This is a genomic window from Sphingomonas chungangi, from assembly GCF_013778325.1.
GTDB classification, from domain to species: domain Bacteria; phylum Pseudomonadota; class Alphaproteobacteria; order Sphingomonadales; family Sphingomonadaceae; genus Solisphingomonas; species Solisphingomonas chungangi.
In genome coordinates, this window is record NZ_JACEIB010000005.1 from 45,582 (window position 1) to 62,375 (window position 16,794).

Annotated in this window: 17 protein-coding genes; 9 read left to right on the forward strand and 8 right to left on the reverse strand. The window is 67.6% G+C overall.

Annotated features, from left to right (window positions below; translation table 11 throughout):
* Window positions 1–4 precede the first annotated feature (4 nt).
* Complete coding sequence (locus HZF05_RS07970) at window positions 5–343, forward strand: MerR family transcriptional regulator (protein ID WP_160366260.1); 339 nt, start codon at window positions 5–7, stop codon at window positions 341–343.
* Here the strand turns inward: HZF05_RS07970 and HZF05_RS07975 are convergent.
* The gene (locus HZF05_RS07975; RefSeq protein WP_160366261.1) at window positions 340–891 is read right to left on the reverse strand and encodes a SixA phosphatase family protein; all 552 of its coding nucleotides are present in this window, start codon (window positions 889–891) and stop codon (window positions 340–342) included. The genes HZF05_RS07970 and HZF05_RS07975 overlap by 4 nt on opposite strands.
* Window positions 888–3,623 (reverse strand): helicase C-terminal domain-containing protein, encoded by a 2,736-nt coding sequence (locus tag HZF05_RS07980; RefSeq protein ID WP_160366262.1) that lies wholly within the window; start codon window positions 3,621–3,623, stop codon window positions 888–890. Before HZF05_RS07980 ends, HZF05_RS07975 begins: the two co-directional genes overlap by 4 nt.
* A gap of 104 nt (window positions 3,624–3,727) precedes the next feature.
* Here HZF05_RS07980 and HZF05_RS07985 point away from each other — a divergent pair, with 104 nt between their 5' ends.
* The 3 genes from HZF05_RS07985 (at window position 3,728) to HZF05_RS07995 (ending at window position 6,829) form a co-directional block, all read left to right on the forward strand.
* A complete protein-coding gene (locus HZF05_RS07985) occupies window positions 3,728–4,123 on the forward strand; it encodes an EF-hand domain-containing protein (RefSeq protein WP_160366292.1) in 396 nt (131 codons plus the stop codon).
* Window positions 4,124–4,352: 229 nt separating this feature from the next.
* Window positions 4,353–5,954 carry a lysine--tRNA ligase gene (locus HZF05_RS07990; protein ID WP_160366263.1) on the forward strand — a complete coding sequence of 534 codons (1,602 nt, stop codon included), beginning with the start codon at window positions 4,353–4,355 and terminating at the stop codon, window positions 5,952–5,954.
* A gap of 191 nt (window positions 5,955–6,145) precedes the next feature.
* Window positions 6,146–6,829: a hypothetical protein gene (locus tag HZF05_RS07995; protein WP_160366264.1), complete on the forward strand. Its 684-nt coding sequence runs from the start codon at window positions 6,146–6,148 to the stop codon at window positions 6,827–6,829.
* Window positions 6,830–6,849: 20 nt separating this feature from the next.
* Here HZF05_RS07995 and HZF05_RS08000 read toward each other — a convergent pair whose 3' ends face one another.
* The 6 genes from HZF05_RS08000 to HZF05_RS22125 all read right to left on the reverse strand — a co-directional run bounded on the left by HZF05_RS08000 (window position 6,850) and on the right by HZF05_RS22125 (window position 12,785).
* The gene (locus HZF05_RS08000) at window positions 6,850–8,655 is read right to left on the reverse strand and encodes a DUF885 domain-containing protein (protein ID WP_160366265.1); all 1,806 of its coding nucleotides are present in this window, start codon (window positions 8,653–8,655) and stop codon (window positions 6,850–6,852) included.
* A 218-nt stretch (window positions 8,656–8,873) separates the two neighbouring features.
* On the reverse strand, window positions 8,874–9,350 hold the full coding sequence (locus HZF05_RS08005; protein WP_160366266.1) for an RcnB family protein: 477 nt from the start codon (window positions 9,348–9,350) through the stop codon (window positions 8,874–8,876).
* 191 nt (window positions 9,351–9,541) lie between these two features.
* Window positions 9,542–10,444 (reverse strand): RcnB family protein, encoded by a 903-nt coding sequence (locus HZF05_RS08010; protein ID WP_160366267.1) that lies wholly within the window; start codon window positions 10,442–10,444, stop codon window positions 9,542–9,544.
* Window positions 10,445–10,556: 112 nt separating this feature from the next.
* Entirely contained in the window at window positions 10,557–11,096 is a 540-nt protein-coding gene (locus tag HZF05_RS08015; RefSeq protein WP_160366268.1) for a (2Fe-2S)-binding protein, read from the reverse strand.
* Window positions 11,093–11,857 (reverse strand): SPFH domain-containing protein, encoded by a 765-nt coding sequence (locus HZF05_RS08020; protein WP_160366269.1) that lies wholly within the window; start codon window positions 11,855–11,857, stop codon window positions 11,093–11,095. Before HZF05_RS08020 ends, HZF05_RS08015 begins: the two co-directional genes overlap by 4 nt.
* 151 nt (window positions 11,858–12,008) lie before the next feature.
* Window positions 12,009–12,785: a cold-shock protein gene (locus tag HZF05_RS22125; RefSeq protein ID WP_160366270.1), complete on the reverse strand. Its 777-nt coding sequence runs from the start codon at window positions 12,783–12,785 to the stop codon at window positions 12,009–12,011.
* Window positions 12,786–13,026: 241 nt separating this feature from the next.
* Here HZF05_RS22125 and HZF05_RS08030 point away from each other — a divergent pair, with 241 nt between their 5' ends.
* The 5 genes from HZF05_RS08030 (at window position 13,027) to lptB (ending at window position 16,786) form a co-directional block, all read left to right on the forward strand.
* Window positions 13,027–13,797: a TerC family protein gene (locus HZF05_RS08030; protein ID WP_160366293.1), complete on the forward strand. Its 771-nt coding sequence runs from the start codon at window positions 13,027–13,029 to the stop codon at window positions 13,795–13,797.
* Between the two features lie 148 nt (window positions 13,798–13,945).
* A complete protein-coding gene (locus HZF05_RS08035) occupies window positions 13,946–14,566 on the forward strand; it encodes a ribonuclease D (protein WP_160366271.1) in 621 nt (206 codons plus the stop codon).
* Between the two features lie 107 nt (window positions 14,567–14,673).
* Window positions 14,674–15,345 (forward strand): LPS export ABC transporter periplasmic protein LptC, encoded by a 672-nt coding sequence (gene lptC, locus HZF05_RS08040; RefSeq protein WP_160366272.1) that lies wholly within the window; start codon window positions 14,674–14,676, stop codon window positions 15,343–15,345.
* Window positions 15,342–15,938 (forward strand): LptA/OstA family protein, encoded by a 597-nt coding sequence (locus HZF05_RS08045; RefSeq protein ID WP_160366273.1) that lies wholly within the window; start codon window positions 15,342–15,344, stop codon window positions 15,936–15,938. The genes lptC and HZF05_RS08045 overlap by 4 nt, the downstream gene beginning before the upstream one ends.
* A 74-nt stretch (window positions 15,939–16,012) precedes the next feature.
* A complete protein-coding gene (gene lptB / locus HZF05_RS08050; protein ID WP_160366274.1) occupies window positions 16,013–16,786 on the forward strand; it encodes an LPS export ABC transporter ATP-binding protein in 774 nt (257 codons plus the stop codon).
* Window positions 16,787–16,794: the final 8 nt, after the last annotated feature.

Sequence of the window (16,794 nt, forward strand, 5' to 3'; positions counted from 1 at the left end):
TGCAATGACCGATAAGTCCGCAACCGCCTTCCGCACCATCGGCGAGGTCTCGGACGAGATCGGCGTGCCGCAGCACGTGCTGCGCTACTGGGAGACGCGATTCCCACAGCTGAAGCCCGTCACGCGCGCAGGCAACCGGCGCTATTACCGGCCCGAGGACGTCGCGCTGGTGCGCCGCATCCACGGTCTGCTCAACGCGGAGGGCTATACGGTGAAGGGGGTTCAGAAGCTGCTGGGAGCAAAAAGCGGCGACGAGATTCCGGCTGCGCCTGTCGCGGCGCTGCCGATCGGCGAGCTCAAGGCAATCCGCGCGGCACTGGCCGAGGCTCTGGCCGCCGCTTAGCTCACTCGATCGGGGCCCAGCGCCGGATCGACATCCCGCGGCCGGACGAAGCGGACGAGGTGGCCGCCGCCTTCGTCGACATCGGCCCAATGATCGACCTCGAAGGTCAACTCGGCGACGCTGGCGGTAGGGTATTTTTCCTCTACTTCGCTGCGCGCGCGGATCTCCTCCTCACCGGCGTCGGCGGAGAGGCTGAGCACCAGTTCCTCGATGCCTGGATTGTGACCGGCCAACAGGATCGTGCCCGCCGAATCGGGCGCCTCCTGCAGCACTTCCAGCAGGTTCGACGACGAAGCGAGATACACCCGGCGATCCCAGCCCACTGCCGGGCGCTTGCCGTAGCCGTCGAACATCGCATCCAGCGTTTCGACAACACGCACCGCCGGCGAGGCGATCACCGTATCGAACTCCATGCCGATCGCGCGCATGTGCCGCCCCATCACGGCGGCGGCGCGCTTGCCCTTGTCGTTGAGCGCGCGGTCGAAATCGCGGGTGGCGGGCTGGTCCCAACCGGACTTGGCGTGGCGGAAGGTGATGAGCCTCTTCATGCCACGTCTCCGCTCCCGGCTGATTCGGGCGCGTGATGCCCGATATGGCCCGGGTTGGGAAGCCCGGAGGCGACCGATCGTACCGCCTCGTCGAGCGTCACCCGACGGATCGGCACGCCGGGAGGAAAGGCATCGAGCAGGCGCGAAGGCGTGGCGGAGGAGAGCAGTACAAAGCGCCCGCGATCGTCGCCGCGCCTGATCAGCCGCCCGAACGCCTGCGCCAGCCGGGCGCGCACGACCTCGTCGTCATAGGCCGATCCACCGCCGACCGCGCGCCGCGCGGCGTGCAGTACGGTGGGGCGCGGCCACGGCACCTGTTCCATCACGACGAGGCGCAGCGAATGACCGGGCACGTCGATGCCGTCGCGCAGCGCATCGGTGCCGAGCAGCGAGGCGTGGGGATCGTCGCGGAAGATGTCGATCAGCGTGCCGGTATCGATCGGATCGACATGCTGGGCGTAGAGCGGCAGGCCTTCGCGGGCGAGGCGATCGGCGATGCGGGCATAGACCGCCTTCAGCCGCGCGATCGCGGTGAACAGGCCGAGCGTGCCGCCGCGCGAAGCCTCGACCAGCCGCGCATAAGCGTGGGCGAGGCCGGCGAGATCGCCGCGCTTGACGTCGGTTACTATCAGCACCTCGGCCTGGGCGGCGTAATCGAACGGGCTCTTCGCCACGAAGCGCTCGACCACCGTGTCGAGATGGCGCGTGCCGGTACGCGCCTCGGCCCGCGCCCAGTCGCCACCGGGGCCGGTGAGCGTCGCCGAGGTGACCAGCACGCCCTGCGCGGGCGCCAGCACCACCGACGCCAAGGGCCGGCCGGGATCGAGCCAGTGGCGGCGGATGCCGATATCGAACTCCCGCCCCTCGACGCGATCGACCGCCAGCCAGTCGACGAAATCCGGATCGGGCGCGCCGCCGATCCGCCCGAGCAGCGCCTGCCAGGCCGAGATCATCCGGGCGCGCAGCTGGAGGCCCGCCATCGCGCCCTCGATCCGTGCGCGGGCCGGGCCGTCGAGCCAATCCGGCCCTTCCTCCAGCACCGCCAGCAGCCGGCCGCCCAGCGCCACCATCGGTCGCATCAGATGCTCGAGCGCCGCCGAGGCCTCGCCCGCCGCCTCGACGATCGGGCCGTCGAGCGCTGCCGCTTCCGTCTCGATGCCGTAGCCCGCATCCGCCGCGGTGGCGCGCGCCAGCACGATGTCCCGCACCGCCGAGAGCAGCTTCTCGATCGGGCCGAGAGGCATCCCCTCGGCGATTCTCGCCAGCCAGTCGGTCGCGACCAAGGCCTGCGATCCGGCGATCACGCCCTCCAGGGCGACGGCGCCGGCCCCATCGTAGGAGACGACATCCGCCAGCCGCGCCGCGAGCCCTCGCCGTCGCCCGCGCGAGGCGCGCTCCGGCCCGACGATCCAGCGCCTGAGCTCGATCGCCTCCTGCCCGGTCAGCCCGGCCGAGAAGGTGGTGTCGGCCGCGTCGTGGAGGTGATGCCCCTCGTCGAACACGATGCGTCCCAAGGCCCGCCCACCTTGCTCGTCACGCCGCCGCTCGGCGAGCAGCATGACGAGCGCGTGGTTGGCGATGACGATGTCCGCTTCCTCGGCCCGGCGGATCGATCGCTCGATGAAGCAACGGCGATAATGCGGGCAGCCGGCATAGACGCACTCGCCCCGCCGGTCGGTGAGCGCGGTCGATCCGGCACGGCGGAAGAGCGTTGTGAGCCAGCCGGGCAGATCGCCGCCCACCATGTCCCCGTCGCGCGTGTACGCCGCCCAGCGCGCGATCAGCTGCGCCAGCACCGCCGCACGGCCTTGGAAGCCACCGTAGAGCGCGTCCTCCAGATTGAGCAGGCAGAGATAGTTCTCGCGCCCCTTGCGCACCGCCACCCGGCGGCGACGCTCGGCGGGATCGGGGAAGACCCGCTCTGTCTCGCGATCGAGCTGGCGCTGGAGGGCGCGCGTGTACGTGGAGATCCACACCGTCCCCTCGGCGCGTTCGGACCACAGGCTGGTCGGCGCCAGATAGCCGAGCGTCTTGCCGATTCCAGTGCCGGCTTCCGCCAGCATCACGCGCGGTCGCCCCTCGCCAGCGCGGGGCGCGAAGGCATGGGTCGCGGCGGCGGCGTAGAGCTTCTGGCCCTCGCGCGTTTCCGATCCGGCGCCGGTGAGCTGGCCGAGCCGTTCCACGGCATCGCCATCGGAGATGGTGACGGTGCGCGGCTGCGGCCTCGGCGCCACTTCCTCCCATTCGGGCAGCTTGGCGAACAGCCCGCGTTCGGGCCGCTCGGGCTCCTTCATCCGCTGGATCAGAGCCTGCGCCCACGGCCAGCGCAGCCGCCCGAGCGCTTGCGCGACATCCCATGCGCCGTGTTTCTCGGGCCAATCCTGCTCGACCGTGCCGAGGATGACGTCGGCGATGTCCAGCAAGGTCGTAGTGGCCGCCGCATCGCTCTCCGGCGGATCGAAACCGAGCGCGCGCGCCATGCCGGCCGGAGTCGGCACCGCGAAGCGCGCCGGCGCCACGAAGGCGAACAGTTCGAGCAGATCCAGGCCGCTGATCTCGGCATAGCCCAGCCGCTGCCCGACCAGCGGCGCGTTGAGCATCACCAGCGGTCGCTCGGCGGCGAGCGCGATCGCCTCGCCCCTAGCCAATCCACGGACGCCCCGATCACGCTCGGCGAGCCAGATGCCGCCGTGCGTGGCGTGGAGTGCAAGGGGCGGCAGCGGGAAGGTCACCCTTCCTCTATAGGCATGCGAGAACGAATGGAAAACAGCTGCATTCAACCGGCATACAGCCGCCGCCGGCTAGGAGCCGCACAGTCTTTCGAAGGTTTCTCATCATGAAGATTGTTGCCCTGATTGCCGCTTCCCTGCTCGCCACCACCGTTTCCGCGCAGGATCTCCCCGACCACCCGATCACGCGCGCCGAGGTGATCGCCGCCGCCAAGGTGCAGTTCCAGCGGATCGACGCGAACCATGACGGCATCGTCACCCGCGAGGAGTTCGACGCCTTCCGCGCCAAGCAGGCGGCCGCCGGCGGCGACAGCAATCCCTTCACCCATGTCGGCGGCCACTGGTTCGATCATGCCGACCCGAACGGCACCGGCCGCGTAACGCTGGAACAGGCCGAGCAGCATCCGCTCCAGCTGTTCGACATGGCCGACATGAACCATGACGGCGTGATCAGCCCGTCCGAGGCGCGCATGGCGATGGCGCTCCGCTCGTTCGGAAAATGAGGGGGTGGGGCCGGCCAGAGGGATGGCCGGCCCCGCGCACGGCCCGCCAATTGGGGTCACGCGAAGCCGTGCTGGCCGTCGGACCACAGGGGGTGTCGCGACGACCTGAGGCTGTTCTAGGCGCGGCACGTCATAGGCGATTTGCCGATTGTGTCCGGGTGTTGCAGCCGGGCGCCGCGCCGGATCGCCGGTAGCGAAACGGGCGCCGCTCGGCTAGGAGCGCCCGGTTATGACCGACACCGAGACCCTTCGCACCGCCGCTCTCGCATCCAAGGCCTGGCCCTATGAGGAGGCCCGCAAGCTGATGAAGCGCTGGCCGGAGGGCAAACCAGAGGCCGTGCTATTCCAGACCGGCTACGGTCCCTCGGGCCTGCCGCACATCGGCACTTTCACCGAGGTGGCGCGCACATCGATGGTACGCAACGCGTATGAGGAAATGACCGGCGGCGCAGCGACCCGCCTCGTCGCCTTCTCGGACGACATGGACGGGATGCGCAAGGTGCCGGGCAACCTGCCCAATCCCGAAGGCCTGCTGCCCTATCTGGACCAGCCGCTCAGCCGCGTGCCTGATCCCTTCGGCACCCACGACAGCTTCGCCGCGCACAACAATGCGCGCCTGCGCAGCTTCCTCGATCATTTCGGCTTCGACTACGAATTCCTCGCCGCCTCCACCGCATATCCGTCGGGCCGGTTCGACGACACGCTGCGCGCGATCCTTCGCCACTACGAAGCGATCATGGATATCATGCTCCCGACGCTCGGCGAGGAGAGGCGCAAGACCTACTCGCCGATCTTCCCGATCCATCCCGAGACCGGCAAGGTGCTGCAGGTGCCGATAGAAGTGGTCGACGCCGAGGCCGGAATCATCGCCTACACCGATCCCGAGACGGGCGAGCGCCGCGAGCAATCGGTGCTGGGCGGGCAGGCAAAGGCGCAGTGGAAGGTCGACTGGGCGCTGCGCTGGGTGGCGCTCGGCGTCGACTACGAGATGGCGGGCAAGGACCTGATCGATTCGGTCACGCAGTCCGGCAAGATCGCGCGCGCGCTCGGCGCCCGCCCGCCCGAGGGCTTCAACTACGAGCTCTTCCTCGACGAGGCAGGCGCCAAGATCTCCAAGACCAAGGGCAACGGACTGACGATCGAGGAGTGGCTCACCTACGCCCCGATCGAGAGCCTCGCCTTCTACATCTATCGGGAGCCCAGGAAGGCGCGCCAGCTGAGCTTCTCGGTGATCCCCAAGGCGGTGGACGAATATTACCAGTTCCTCGCCGCCTATCCGAACCAGCCGGTCGAGCAGCAGCTCGGCAACCCGGTGCACCACGTCCATCTCGGCAAGGTGCCTACGGTCGACTTACCGGTGAACTTCGCGCTGCTGCTCAATCTGGTCAGCGTGGCGCTGACCGACGACAAGGCTCTGCTGTGGCGCTACCTGCAGCGCTACGCCGCGAACGTATCGCCCGAGACGCATCCCACGCTCGACCGGCTGCTGGACTATGCACTCGCTTATTTCCGGGATTTCATCGCGGATTCGCTGCGCCGCCGTGCGCCGACCGCGCAGGAGGCCGTCGCGCTGAAGGAACTGGAAGAGTTGCTGGCGAAAGACGACGGCACCGGGCGCCCTGACGAGGAACCCGCGGCGGTCCTCCAGAACCACGTCTACGAGATCGGCAAGACGCACTACGGAAAGGAAGGCCTGCGCGACTGGTTCAAGGTGCTGTACGAAACGCTGCTCGGCTCCTCGCAGGGGCCGCGCATGGGCTCGTTCATCGCGCTCTATGGCGTTTCGGAGACACGTGCGCTGATTTCCAACGCGCTGGCCCGAGAGGCCTGAACCGAATTGGCCGCGGCGCGTTTTCGCGCGCGGTCCACCCCTTTCGGACTGGTGTGCGTGCGCCCTCATGGCGTACCGCATCGGCCGCGCCGTTTCCGCACGGCGCGGCCACCGGGGTGGCCACCGACCCGCCGGCGCGGGAGCCGGCATGCTTCATGTCAGCTTCATCGCCGGTGGCTCAGGGAGAGGCCATGCGTTTTCAAAGTCTTGCCGTCGCCGCTGTCGCCATCGTTGCTTGCGTCGCCCCCGCTCATGCCGCCTCGCCGCGCGAGGAGCTGATCCGCGCCGCCTTTGCCACCCATGACAAGGGGCAGGCGCTTGCGCTGGTCGATCAGGCGATCAGCGATTCACAGGCCATCCTCGCCCAGTCGCCCGGCGACCGCGAGGCCAAGCTGCAGCAGGCGCTCGGCATCGGCTATCGCGGCCAGCTCAAGCGCTCGCCGACCGACGCAAAGACCGCGCACGGCCTGATCCAGTCGCTCGCCAATTCGGACCCGCGCGATCCCGAGGCGCAGATCGCCATGGCGGGCTGGCACCTGACGGCGGTGGGGGATCTCGGCAACTTCCTCGCGCGCACGCTGCTCGGCGCCAATCGCGACGCGGGTCTCGCGGCGCTCGACAAGGCGGTGGCGATGGGCGGCAACCGCTCCTTCTTCGCCGGTTATGCGGCACTGATCCGCATCAAGCTCGACAGCTCGGACACCGCGACCGCGCTCCGCCTCGCCCAGCGTGCCGCGAGCGAGCCGGCGCCCGGCCCGATCGACCGCGTGATGCAGCGCGCCGCCCAGCGGATCATCCCGATGCTACAGGCGGGCGACGGCGCGGGCGCATCCAAGCTGGCGAAGCAGCTGCTGCCGTTCGGGACGCTGAGCTAGGCCAGCGCCCCGCAGCGGGCTTATTTCCCCTTCTGGGTTTCGATCCAGGTGTCGATCTTCTTCTCCAGCACGCTCATCGGCAGCGCACCGGTATCGAGCACCTGCGCGTGGAAGGCGCGCGGATCGAACTTCGATCCCAGCGCCGCCTGCGCCTTGGCCTTCTCCTTGAGGATCGTCAGCTGGCCGATCTTGTAGGCCAGCGCCTGCCCCGGGATCGCAATATAGCGCTCCACCTCGGCGGTGGCGTCGGTCTTGGACATCGGCGAATTGGCGAGCATGTAGGCAATCGACTGGTCGCGTGTCCAACCCATGGCGTGGATGCCGCTGTCCACGACCAGCCGCATCGCGCGCAGCATGTCGTCTGAGAGACCGCCCATCCGCTGATACGGATCGGTCTCCAGCCCCATCGGCCCCCACAATGTTTCCGAATAGAGCGCCCAGCCCTCGACATAGGCCGTATTGCCGCCGAAGCGCATGAAGGCCGGCAGCGACGCATTCTCCTGCGCGATGCTGATCTGGAAATGGTGGCCCGGGATCGCCTCGTGCAGGAACAGCGAGTTGGTCTCCCAATTGTAGCGCGAGGGGAGATCGTAGGTGTTGTAGTAGAACACGCCCGGCCGCGATCCGTCCGGCGTGCCCTGCGAATAGTCGCCACCGGCCGAGGTCTTCTCGCGATAATCGGGCGTCGCGCGGATATCGAGCGGGGATTTCGGTACCAAGCTGAACTGCTCGGGCACATGGGCGAGCACCGTCTGGCGGATCGCCATGTAGGTGTCGTGCAGCTCCTGCGCGCTCTTGGGCTGGAAGCGCGGATCGGTGCGCAGATAGTCGAAGAATTGCGGGAGCGTGCCCTTGAAGCCGACCTTCTCCTTCTGGACCTCCATCTCCTTGAGATCGCGCGCGACTTCGGAGAGGCCGAGATTGTGGACATATTCGGCGGTGAGCGGCAGCGTCGTGTTGCTCTCGATCAGATAGGCGTAGAGCTTGGCCCCGCCGGGCATCGCCGACAGGCCGACGGCGTCGCGGGCGTGCGGCAGATATTCGGTCTTCAGGAAATCGCGCAGCCGCGTCTCGGCGGGAATGATGCCGGTGCGGATCGTGTCGGCATATTCGTTGGTGAGCCGCGCCTGATCGGCAGCGGGGATGCCCGCCGGGAATTTCTTGACCGGCCCGTAATAAGGCGAGCCCTCGACGCCGGCTGCGATCTGCTGGTCCAGCTGGTCGATGACGTTGTTCACCACCAGCTTGGGCTGGACGATGCCATCCTTCATGCCCTGCCTGAAGCGGACGATCGCCTCGTCGAGATTGCGGATGAAATCCTGGTGGCGCTTCAGGTTGTTCTCATAGTCCGCCACCGTGTTGAACGGTGCCGCGCCCTGGCCGGACGCGATGTCCGGATAGAAGATGTGAATGCCGTTGAAATGGTCGATCGGGCGCTCGATCGTCTCCTTCAGGATATCCGGCGCGTAGCTGCGCAGATCGAGATCGGTCTGCCACTTGAACACGTCGTAGGCGATCCGGTCGGTGGGGTTCAGCTTCGATCGATCGATCGTGGCGAGAGTCTTCAGGTCGCTCTCGTCGGCGGCCTTGCCTTCGGCGAGCGCCTTGTCGCTGAAGAAATCGCCGAGCCGGTCGGCATAGCGCAGGTCGCCGCGCACCAGCGCCTGGAGCGGCTGGCGCTTGAGCATCGCCTCGTCGCTGTCGTGGAAAAGCTGGAGCAGCTTCTTGTCCTCGGGCGACTGGGCGGCGGCAGCCGGAACGGCGGATTGGCAGAAAGCGGGCGTGGCGAGCAGGGTCGCCGCGAGCAGCATCGCGAAAGAGCGCATAAGTCCTCCGAAGGTGATGCGCGCGACGCTAGGACCGGTTGGTTATCGGAGCAATAGGTGTCTTAGGGAGATGAACCACCCCGGCTCTTCTTTGGTGGTGCCGCACCGGCCCGCCCCCCACCCCGGCCTCCCATCTAGGATACGCTGTTTGGGAGCCCGGGTGGGGGGGCGGGCCGGTGCGGCGAGGATGCGCTCTTTCGCGCATCCTCAAACAGCCCTCAGTAAAAGAAGCCGTTGTTGACCTCGAGCACGCGGCCGGTGCGGACGTTCACCAGCAGCACATCGTTGCCGTAGCGGATCCAGCGCAGGTTCGACGCGACCGGGCGGAGGTGGAAGCGGACCGGATCGATCCAGTAACGCTGGCCATAGAAAGCCGGATCGAAACGGTAGCCGACGCGCACCGGGCGATAGGCCCAGCCGCGATGCGGGCCGGCATAGCCGCCGATGCGATAGGTGTCGGGATGCGCGCGGCGGAAGTCGCGCCAGTCGTCCCGACGCTCCCGGCGGTCATCGCGCAGATCGCGGCGGGCGTCGCGGACATCGTGGCGATCGCCGCGCCATTGGGCATCGCGCAGATCGCGGCGATCCTGACGAAGTTCGCGATTGTCGTGGCGGACCTCGCGGGCCGACTGCGCCATGGCGGCGGCCGGGGTCAGCGTGGCCAGCAGGGCGGGGGCAAGGATGAACTTACGCATGACGGTCACTCCTCTGAAATCCCGGCGCGATCATGGACCCGATCGCGCCGACGAGGATGGGTTGCACCCAGGCGACTGAACCGGCGAGGAATGGGAGTTTTATCGACCATTCAGCTTGAACGGCGCACGGCCAAAAAGCAGGAGGCCCGGCGCAGCGGGCTGCACCGGGCCTCCTTTCGGTCGGCGATACCTTACCAGAAGAAGTCCGGTATCTCGTCCACCACCGTGCCGCTGTAGATATCCACCAGCAACGCGTCGTTATAGTAGCGCACCCAGCGATAGCTGCCATAGGCAGGCGGCAGGCGGTAGTAGTCCGGATCGTCGATCCAGTAATCCTGCGCGAAGAAGATCGGGTCGATCCGGACACCGATCCCCCAGCGGCGATAGCCGCCGTGATAGCCCCAGGGGGTGCGGTACGGGCCTACGCGGAACGTATCGCGGTGGGAATCGCGCCAGCCGCGCCAGTCGTAGCGGCGATCGCTGCGCCAGTTGTTGTTCCAGCCGCCACGGCCGCGATCCCAGCCACCGGGGCGGCCGCCACCATTCTGCCAGTCCGGCCGGCCATCACGGTTGCGATCCCAGTTGCCGTCGGGGCGGCCGTCATGGTTCCGGTCCCAATTTCCATCGGGGCGCCCGTCGTGATTCTGGTCCCATCCGCCCGGACGGTCGCCGGGGCGGTTGCTCCAGTCCTGGCGCTGCGCGGTGCCGCGATCGTTGCGCCACACCTGCACGCCATTGTCCGGCCGGCCGTAGACGCGATGGCCGCCATCCGGCGCGCCGCCCTGCGGCTGGAAGCCGGGATTGCCCTGCGGAGGCCGACCATGATCCCCGCCGAAGCTGCCTTGCGGCGTCGGCGGACGCTGGAAATCGGGCCGCTGTGCCGGCTGCGGCGACGGAGCGTGAACCTGCGGCGCGCCGCCGCCCTGAGGACCGCCGCCGCGATTGCCGCCATCACCGCGCGATTCGTGACCGCCGTGGTCTCCTCCGCGATCACCGCCGCCGCCATGGTGCCAGCCGCTGTCCGGCCTGTCCTGCGCCATGGCCGGCACGGCGGCAACCGATGCCAGAAGCAGCGCACCTATCATCAGTCGCATCCTGCTATCCCTCTCGTTCGTCGACGGCGCCCAATACGCCTCATGATCGCCTTTGTGCCAGATCGCGGCTGACAAGCCGCTGAATTAGTCTGTCAGCAACGCGACAGCTTACTCAGGGCTTGCCGGTGAGCGCGGGAACGGCGCGCGCCGCATCGGCCGGATCGATGCCCGGCGGTGGCGCCGCCAGGATCGTTTCCTCTCCGCGCGCCGCCCGCGCTGCGCGCTGGATCGCGCGGATCAGACGCGGCTGCACGCCACAGCGGCAGAGGTTGGTAATGGCCGCCCCGATCTCGGCGTCGCTCGGCGAGGGATTGGCGGAGAGGAGAGCTGCCGCCGCCATCACGATGCCCGGCGTGCAGAAGCCGCACTGGATCGCGCCTTCCGCCACCATCGCCTGCTGAACAGGATGCCCGCGATCGCGTGACAACGCCTCGATGGTGGTAACGAAGGTGCCTTCCGCATGCGCGGTCGGCAGCAGGCAGGAGCGCACCGCCTTTCCGTCGACATGCACGGTGCAGGCCCCGCATTCGCCGGTGCCGCAACCATATTTGGTACCGGTGAGGTTGGAGACGTCGCGCAACGCGAAGAGCAGCGGCGTATCAGGCGCCAGTCGATAGCGCACCGGCTGCCCGTTGACGGTAAGGTCGGTCAATCCCTGCGAACCGCGAGCGCCTTGGCGGCTTCGAGCAGTTCGACGGGTAGCATCGCGATGACCGTCGAATTATGCTCGGCCCCGATCTCGGACAGCGTCTGCAGCCGCCGCAGCTCCAGCGCGCCGGCGCTCGATCCGATCATCGCCGCCGCCTCGGCCAGCTTGGCGGCGGCTTCGTTCTCGCCTTCCGCCTTGATGATGCGCGCGCGCTTCTCGCGGATCGCCTCGGCCTCGCGGGCGATGGCGCGCTGCATATTCTCGGGGATATCGAGATCCTTCAGCTCGACGGCATCGACCGCGACGCCCCATTGCTCGACCGCCTTGGCGAGCATCCCCATCAGCCGCTCGTTGATGACGACGCGGTCCTTGAGCAACTGGTCGAGATCGGCCTGGCCGATCGTATCGCGCAAGCCGGTCTCGGCCGCCTGCAGAACGGCGCGCTGCCACGCCTCCACCACGGTGATGACCCGCGTCGGGTTGGTCGCACGGAACCATAGCACCGCGTTGACCCGCACCGCCACGCCGTCCCGCGTGACCGTCTCCTGCGTGTCGAGCGCCAGCGTGATGGTGCGCATGTCCACCTTCACCGCGCGATCGACCACGGGGATCAGCCAGTACCAGCCGGGGCCCTTGGGTTCCTTGACGCGGCCCAGGCGGAAGACGACGGCGCGCTCATATTCCTGGTTGATGCCGAAGCTCTTGAGTGCGGCGACGAGGAGGAGAAAGAGCGGCACGACCAGCACGCTCAGGGTGGGCATCATGACGGGCGCCTCTCGATCATGCCGGCTCGGGCCGGCAATGCGAGTCTAGGCGCGATCCCGATCGGTTGGAAGTGGATGCCCGGACGCAGAAAGGCCCGGCCTGCGCTCTTCGGCGCGGACCGGGCCTTCGGCATCCCCCTCCGGGAAAGGATCAGTCGTGAACGACGCTCAGGTTCACCGCCGCATACTTGCCGCGACGATCGACCTCGAGCTCGAACTCGAGCCGGTCGCCCTCGTTGAGCGAGGTCATGCCGGCGCGCTCCACAGCCGAGATGTGCACGAACGCATCCGGCTGGCCGTCGTCGCGCTGGATGAAGCCAAAGCCCTTCATCGGGTTGAAGAACTTCACGGTGCCCGACGCCTTCTCGCCGGTGAGCTGGCGGGCAGGGGCGCGGGGCGCCTCGGTGACCGGCAGCGCTTCGCCCTCGATCTTCAGATCGCTGGCCGAAACCTTGCCGCCGCGATCGACGAGCGTGAAGGCCAGCGTCTGGCCCTCGGCCAGGCCGGCGAGGCCCGCCTGCTCAACGGCCGAGATGTGTACAAACACGTCCTCGCCGCCATCATCACGGACGATGAAGCCGAAACCCTTCTGGCCGTTGAAGAACTTCACGGTGCCCTTGGCTTCGCCGATCACCTGGGCGGGCATGCCGCCGCCGCGCGGGCCGCCGAAGCCGCCGCCGCCGCCGCGGAAACCGCCGCCGCCGCCGCCGCCGCCGAAGCCGCCACGACCACCGCCGCCGCCGCCGAAGCGATCGCCGCCGCCACCGAAGCGGTCACCACCGCCGAAGCCGCCGCCACCGCCGAAGCGGTCGCCACCACCAAAGCCGCCGCCGCCATAGCTGCTGCCGCCACCGAAATCGTCGCCGCCGAAGCCGTCGCGCTTGTCCCTGCCGCCGCGCTGCCCGCGCCGCCCACGATCAAAACTCATGCTGGAATAATCTTTCCCGGGTCGCCCAATATCTCGTTGGAGAACCTGCGCCGGGCGAGCGCATGATCCTCCGGGCGCGAAAGTAGACGCGCGCTTATTGCGAGTCATAACGGATTATCCACAGGCCTGCGAGCCATTTCATCGTGGGTTCAGGCCGGTGCGCCGCCGAGTGGCATGTTTGCAACGCTCCAACATGGAAATGCTTGGCGAGACGCCCCGACTCGGGCAGCTAGGGCTGGTCATGCAGTCGATCCTCTCGCTCCTCGCCGATCCCGGCGCCTGGGCCGCCCTCGCCACACTCGTCGTGATGGAGGTCGTGCTGGGTGTCGACAATCTCGTCTTCGTCTCGATTCTCTCGAATCGCCTGCCACCCGACCAGCAGACGCGCGCAAGGCGAATCGGCATCGGACTGGCGCTGATTCTGCGCCTCGCCTTGCTCGCCACGATCAGCTGGCTGGTCGGGCTGACCAGGCCGGTGATTGATCTCGGCCTGCACGGCCCGCTGGTCGACGGCCATCCCGCCTTCGAAACCGCTTTCTCGCTGCGTGACCTGATCCTGCTCGGCGGTGGCCTGTTCCTGATCTGGAAGGCGACCAAGGAAATCCACCACACCATGTCCACCGACGGGGAGGGCCATGGCGAGGCCAGCGCCAAGAGCGGCCTCTCCTTCGGCTCGGCGATCGCGCAGATCATTGCGCTCGACATCGTCTTCTCGATCGATTCGATCCTCACCGCCGTCGGCATGACCAGCGAGCTGCCGATCATGGTCGTGGCCGTGGTGATCGCAGTCGGGCTGATGATGGTCGCCGCCGATCCGCTGGCGCGCTTCATATCGAAAAATCCCACGGTCGTGATGCTGGCGCTGGGCTTCCTGCTGATGATCGGCGCGGTGTTGATCGCCGATGCCTTCGGGGTGCATATCCCCAAGGGCTATATCTACGCCGCGATGGCCTTTTCGGGTGGGGTCGAGGCGCTCAACATGGCGGCGCGCAAGCGCAAGACGAAGCGCTGACCCGCACATTCCGTTCGTCCTGAGCGAAGTCGAAGGACGGGCCGCAAACGACATCGCTGAAGCCCGCACTTCGACTTCGCTCATTGCGAACGGGGTTTTGGGCGGCTGGGCCATTGAGCGCGGCCTTGCAACGGCCTATGCGCGGGCCATGACCGTGCATTTTCATGAAGAAGACCTGCCCGCCGACGTTTTCGCGCCAGGCGCGAGTGTGGCCGTCGATACCGAGACGATGGGGCTGATCACGCCGCGCGATCGCCTGTGCGTCGTGCAGATTTCGGACGGGAGCGGCGACGAGCATCTCGTCCGCTTCGCGCCCGGCAGCGACTATGCAGCGCCAAACCTGCGCACCGTGCTGGCCGATCCGGACCGGCTCAAGCTCTATCATTTCGCACGCTTCGATCTCGCGGCGATCCGCTATTACCTGAACACAGTGGCGGCGCCGGTCTATTGCACCAAGATCGCCAGCCGGCTGATCCGCACCTACACCGATCGCCATGGCCTGAAGGAGCTGGTGCGCGAGCTGCTCGGGCAGGAAGTCTCCAAGGTACAGCAATCGTCCGACTGGGGCGCTCCGGACCTGTCCGACGCACAAAAGGACTACGCCGCTTCCGATGTCCGCTTCCTCCACCAGATGAAGGAAAAGCTGGACGAGCGGCTGATCCGCGAAGGCCGGATGCATCTGGCGCAGGCCTGCTTCGATTTTCTCCCCGCGCGCGCGGAGTTGGACCTCGCCGGCTGGCCCGAGATCGATATCTTCGCCCATGCGTGATTTGATTCCCGCACCGGCCCGCTCCCCCACCCGGCCTCCCATTCAGGATACGCTGTGGAAGGCCGGGTGGGGGAGCGGGCCGGTGCGGCTTTCCTTCGGAAACAAGAATGCCTGATCCGGTCGCCGGCCCCCTGTCCGACGTCGCGCGCGCCGAGCGGCGCAAGCGGCGGACATGGGCGATGCCGGGATCGAGCCACGACCGGATCATCGCGGTGGCGCGGTTGACGCTGCCCGCCTCGGTGCTGATTCTCGTGCTGGCGCTGGGCTTTGCGCCGCTCACCTCGGGCCGCGACATCTCGTTCGTACTCTCCAAGGACCGCGTCGCCGTCGCCAAGGAGCGAATGCGGGTTTCGCAGGCCCGCTATCGCGGCGAGGACGACAAGGGCCAGCCCTTCTCGCTCACCGCCACGTCGGCGGTGCAGCAGACTTCGGCCGATCCGGTCGTGAAGCTCGACACGCTGGCGGCAAACATCGCGCTGCAGGGCGGCCCGGCGACGCTGACCGCGCCCAAGGGCACCTACAACATGAACAACCAGAAGGTCGGGCTGGACGGGCCGGTCGCCTTCCGCAGCGCCGATGGCTACCAGCTCGACACGCACGACGTCGATCTCGACATGCAGACCCGCAAGCTAGCCAGCCGCAACCCGGTGACCGGCAAGATGCCGCTCGGCAATTTCAGCGCCGACCGGATGGATGCCGATCTCGATGGCAAGGTCGTGGTGCTGAACGGCCATGCCCGCTTGCATATCACCCAGCAAAAAGCCACATCGCCGAAATGACCCTTCGTCACGCAGCGCCGTTTCTCGCTCTCCTGATCGCCGGCGCCGCGACGGCGCAGCAGGCCAAGGCGCCGGCCAGGCATGACAGCAATGCGCCGGTCGATTTCGACGCGGATCATATGGAGGTCCACGATCTCGAGCATCGCGCCTTCCTGACCGGCAATGTCCGCGCCGTGCAGCAGGACATGACGCTGACCGCAGACCGAGTGACCGCCAACTATACCGGCAGCATGGCGAACAGCGGGCCGAGCGGCGGCGGCAGCCCGCAGGTCCATCGCATGGACGCAACCGGCCACGTCGTCGTCACCCGGCCGACCGAGGTGGCGCATGGCGATTACGGCATCTACGATCTCGACAAGCGGCTGGTGACCTTGATCGGCAAGGTAACGCTCGATCGCACCGGCCCCAATGCCAGCACGGTGCGCGGCGGGCGCCTGGTGATCAACCTCAACACCAACCAGGCCACCATGGATGGCGGCGCGGTCGGCGGCAATGGATCGACCGGCAAGGGCGGGCGCGTCTCGGGTCGCTTCACCGTGCCCCAGAAGAACGACAATTCGGCCACGCCCGCGGCGAAACCGGCCGGCAAATAAGCCGGCCCACCCCGTCGGGGCTTGATCGCTATGCACGAAGCCTGCCACATGCCGCCGGCATTCATAAGGCGCCCATGAACGACACGATCCTCTCCCCCCGCGAAAGCTCCCCGACGCCGCCGGCGACGCGGGCGCTGTCGATCGTCTCGATCGCCAAAGCCTATGATTCACGCCCCGTGCTGCAGGATGTCAGCATGGAGGTGGCGCGCGGCGAAGTGGTCGGCCTGCTCGGCCCCAACGGCGCCGGCAAGACGACCTGCTTCTATTCGGTGATGGGCTTGGTGAAGCCCGACGCCGGGCGCATCCTGCTCGACGGCGAGGACATCACCGCGCTGCCGATGTACCGCCGCGCGATCCTGGGCCTCGGCTATCTGCCGCAGGAAACCTCGATCTTCCGCGGCCTCACGGTCGCGCAGAACATCTCCTCGGTGCTGGAGCTGTCCGAATCCGATCCCGCGCGCCGGGCGGAGCGGCTCGATACGCTGCTGGCCGAATTCCACATCGAGCATCTGCGCGACGCCAAGGCCACCGCGCTGTCGGGCGGCGAGCGGCGGCGCTGCGAGATCGCCCGCGCGCTGGCCGGCGATCCCTCGATCATGCTGCTCGACGAACCCTTCGCCGGCATCGACCCGATCTCGATCGGCGACATCCGCGAACTGGTGCGCGATCTGAAGCGCCGCGACATCGGCGTGCTGATCACCGACCACAATGTCCGCGAGACGCTCGACATCGTCGATCGCGCCTGCATCATCTACGATGGCAAGGTGCTGTTCCAGGGCTCGCCGGCAGCGCTGGTCGCCAACCCCGACGTGCGCCGTCTCTATCTCGGCGAGGGCTTCGAGCTCTGATGTGTGGT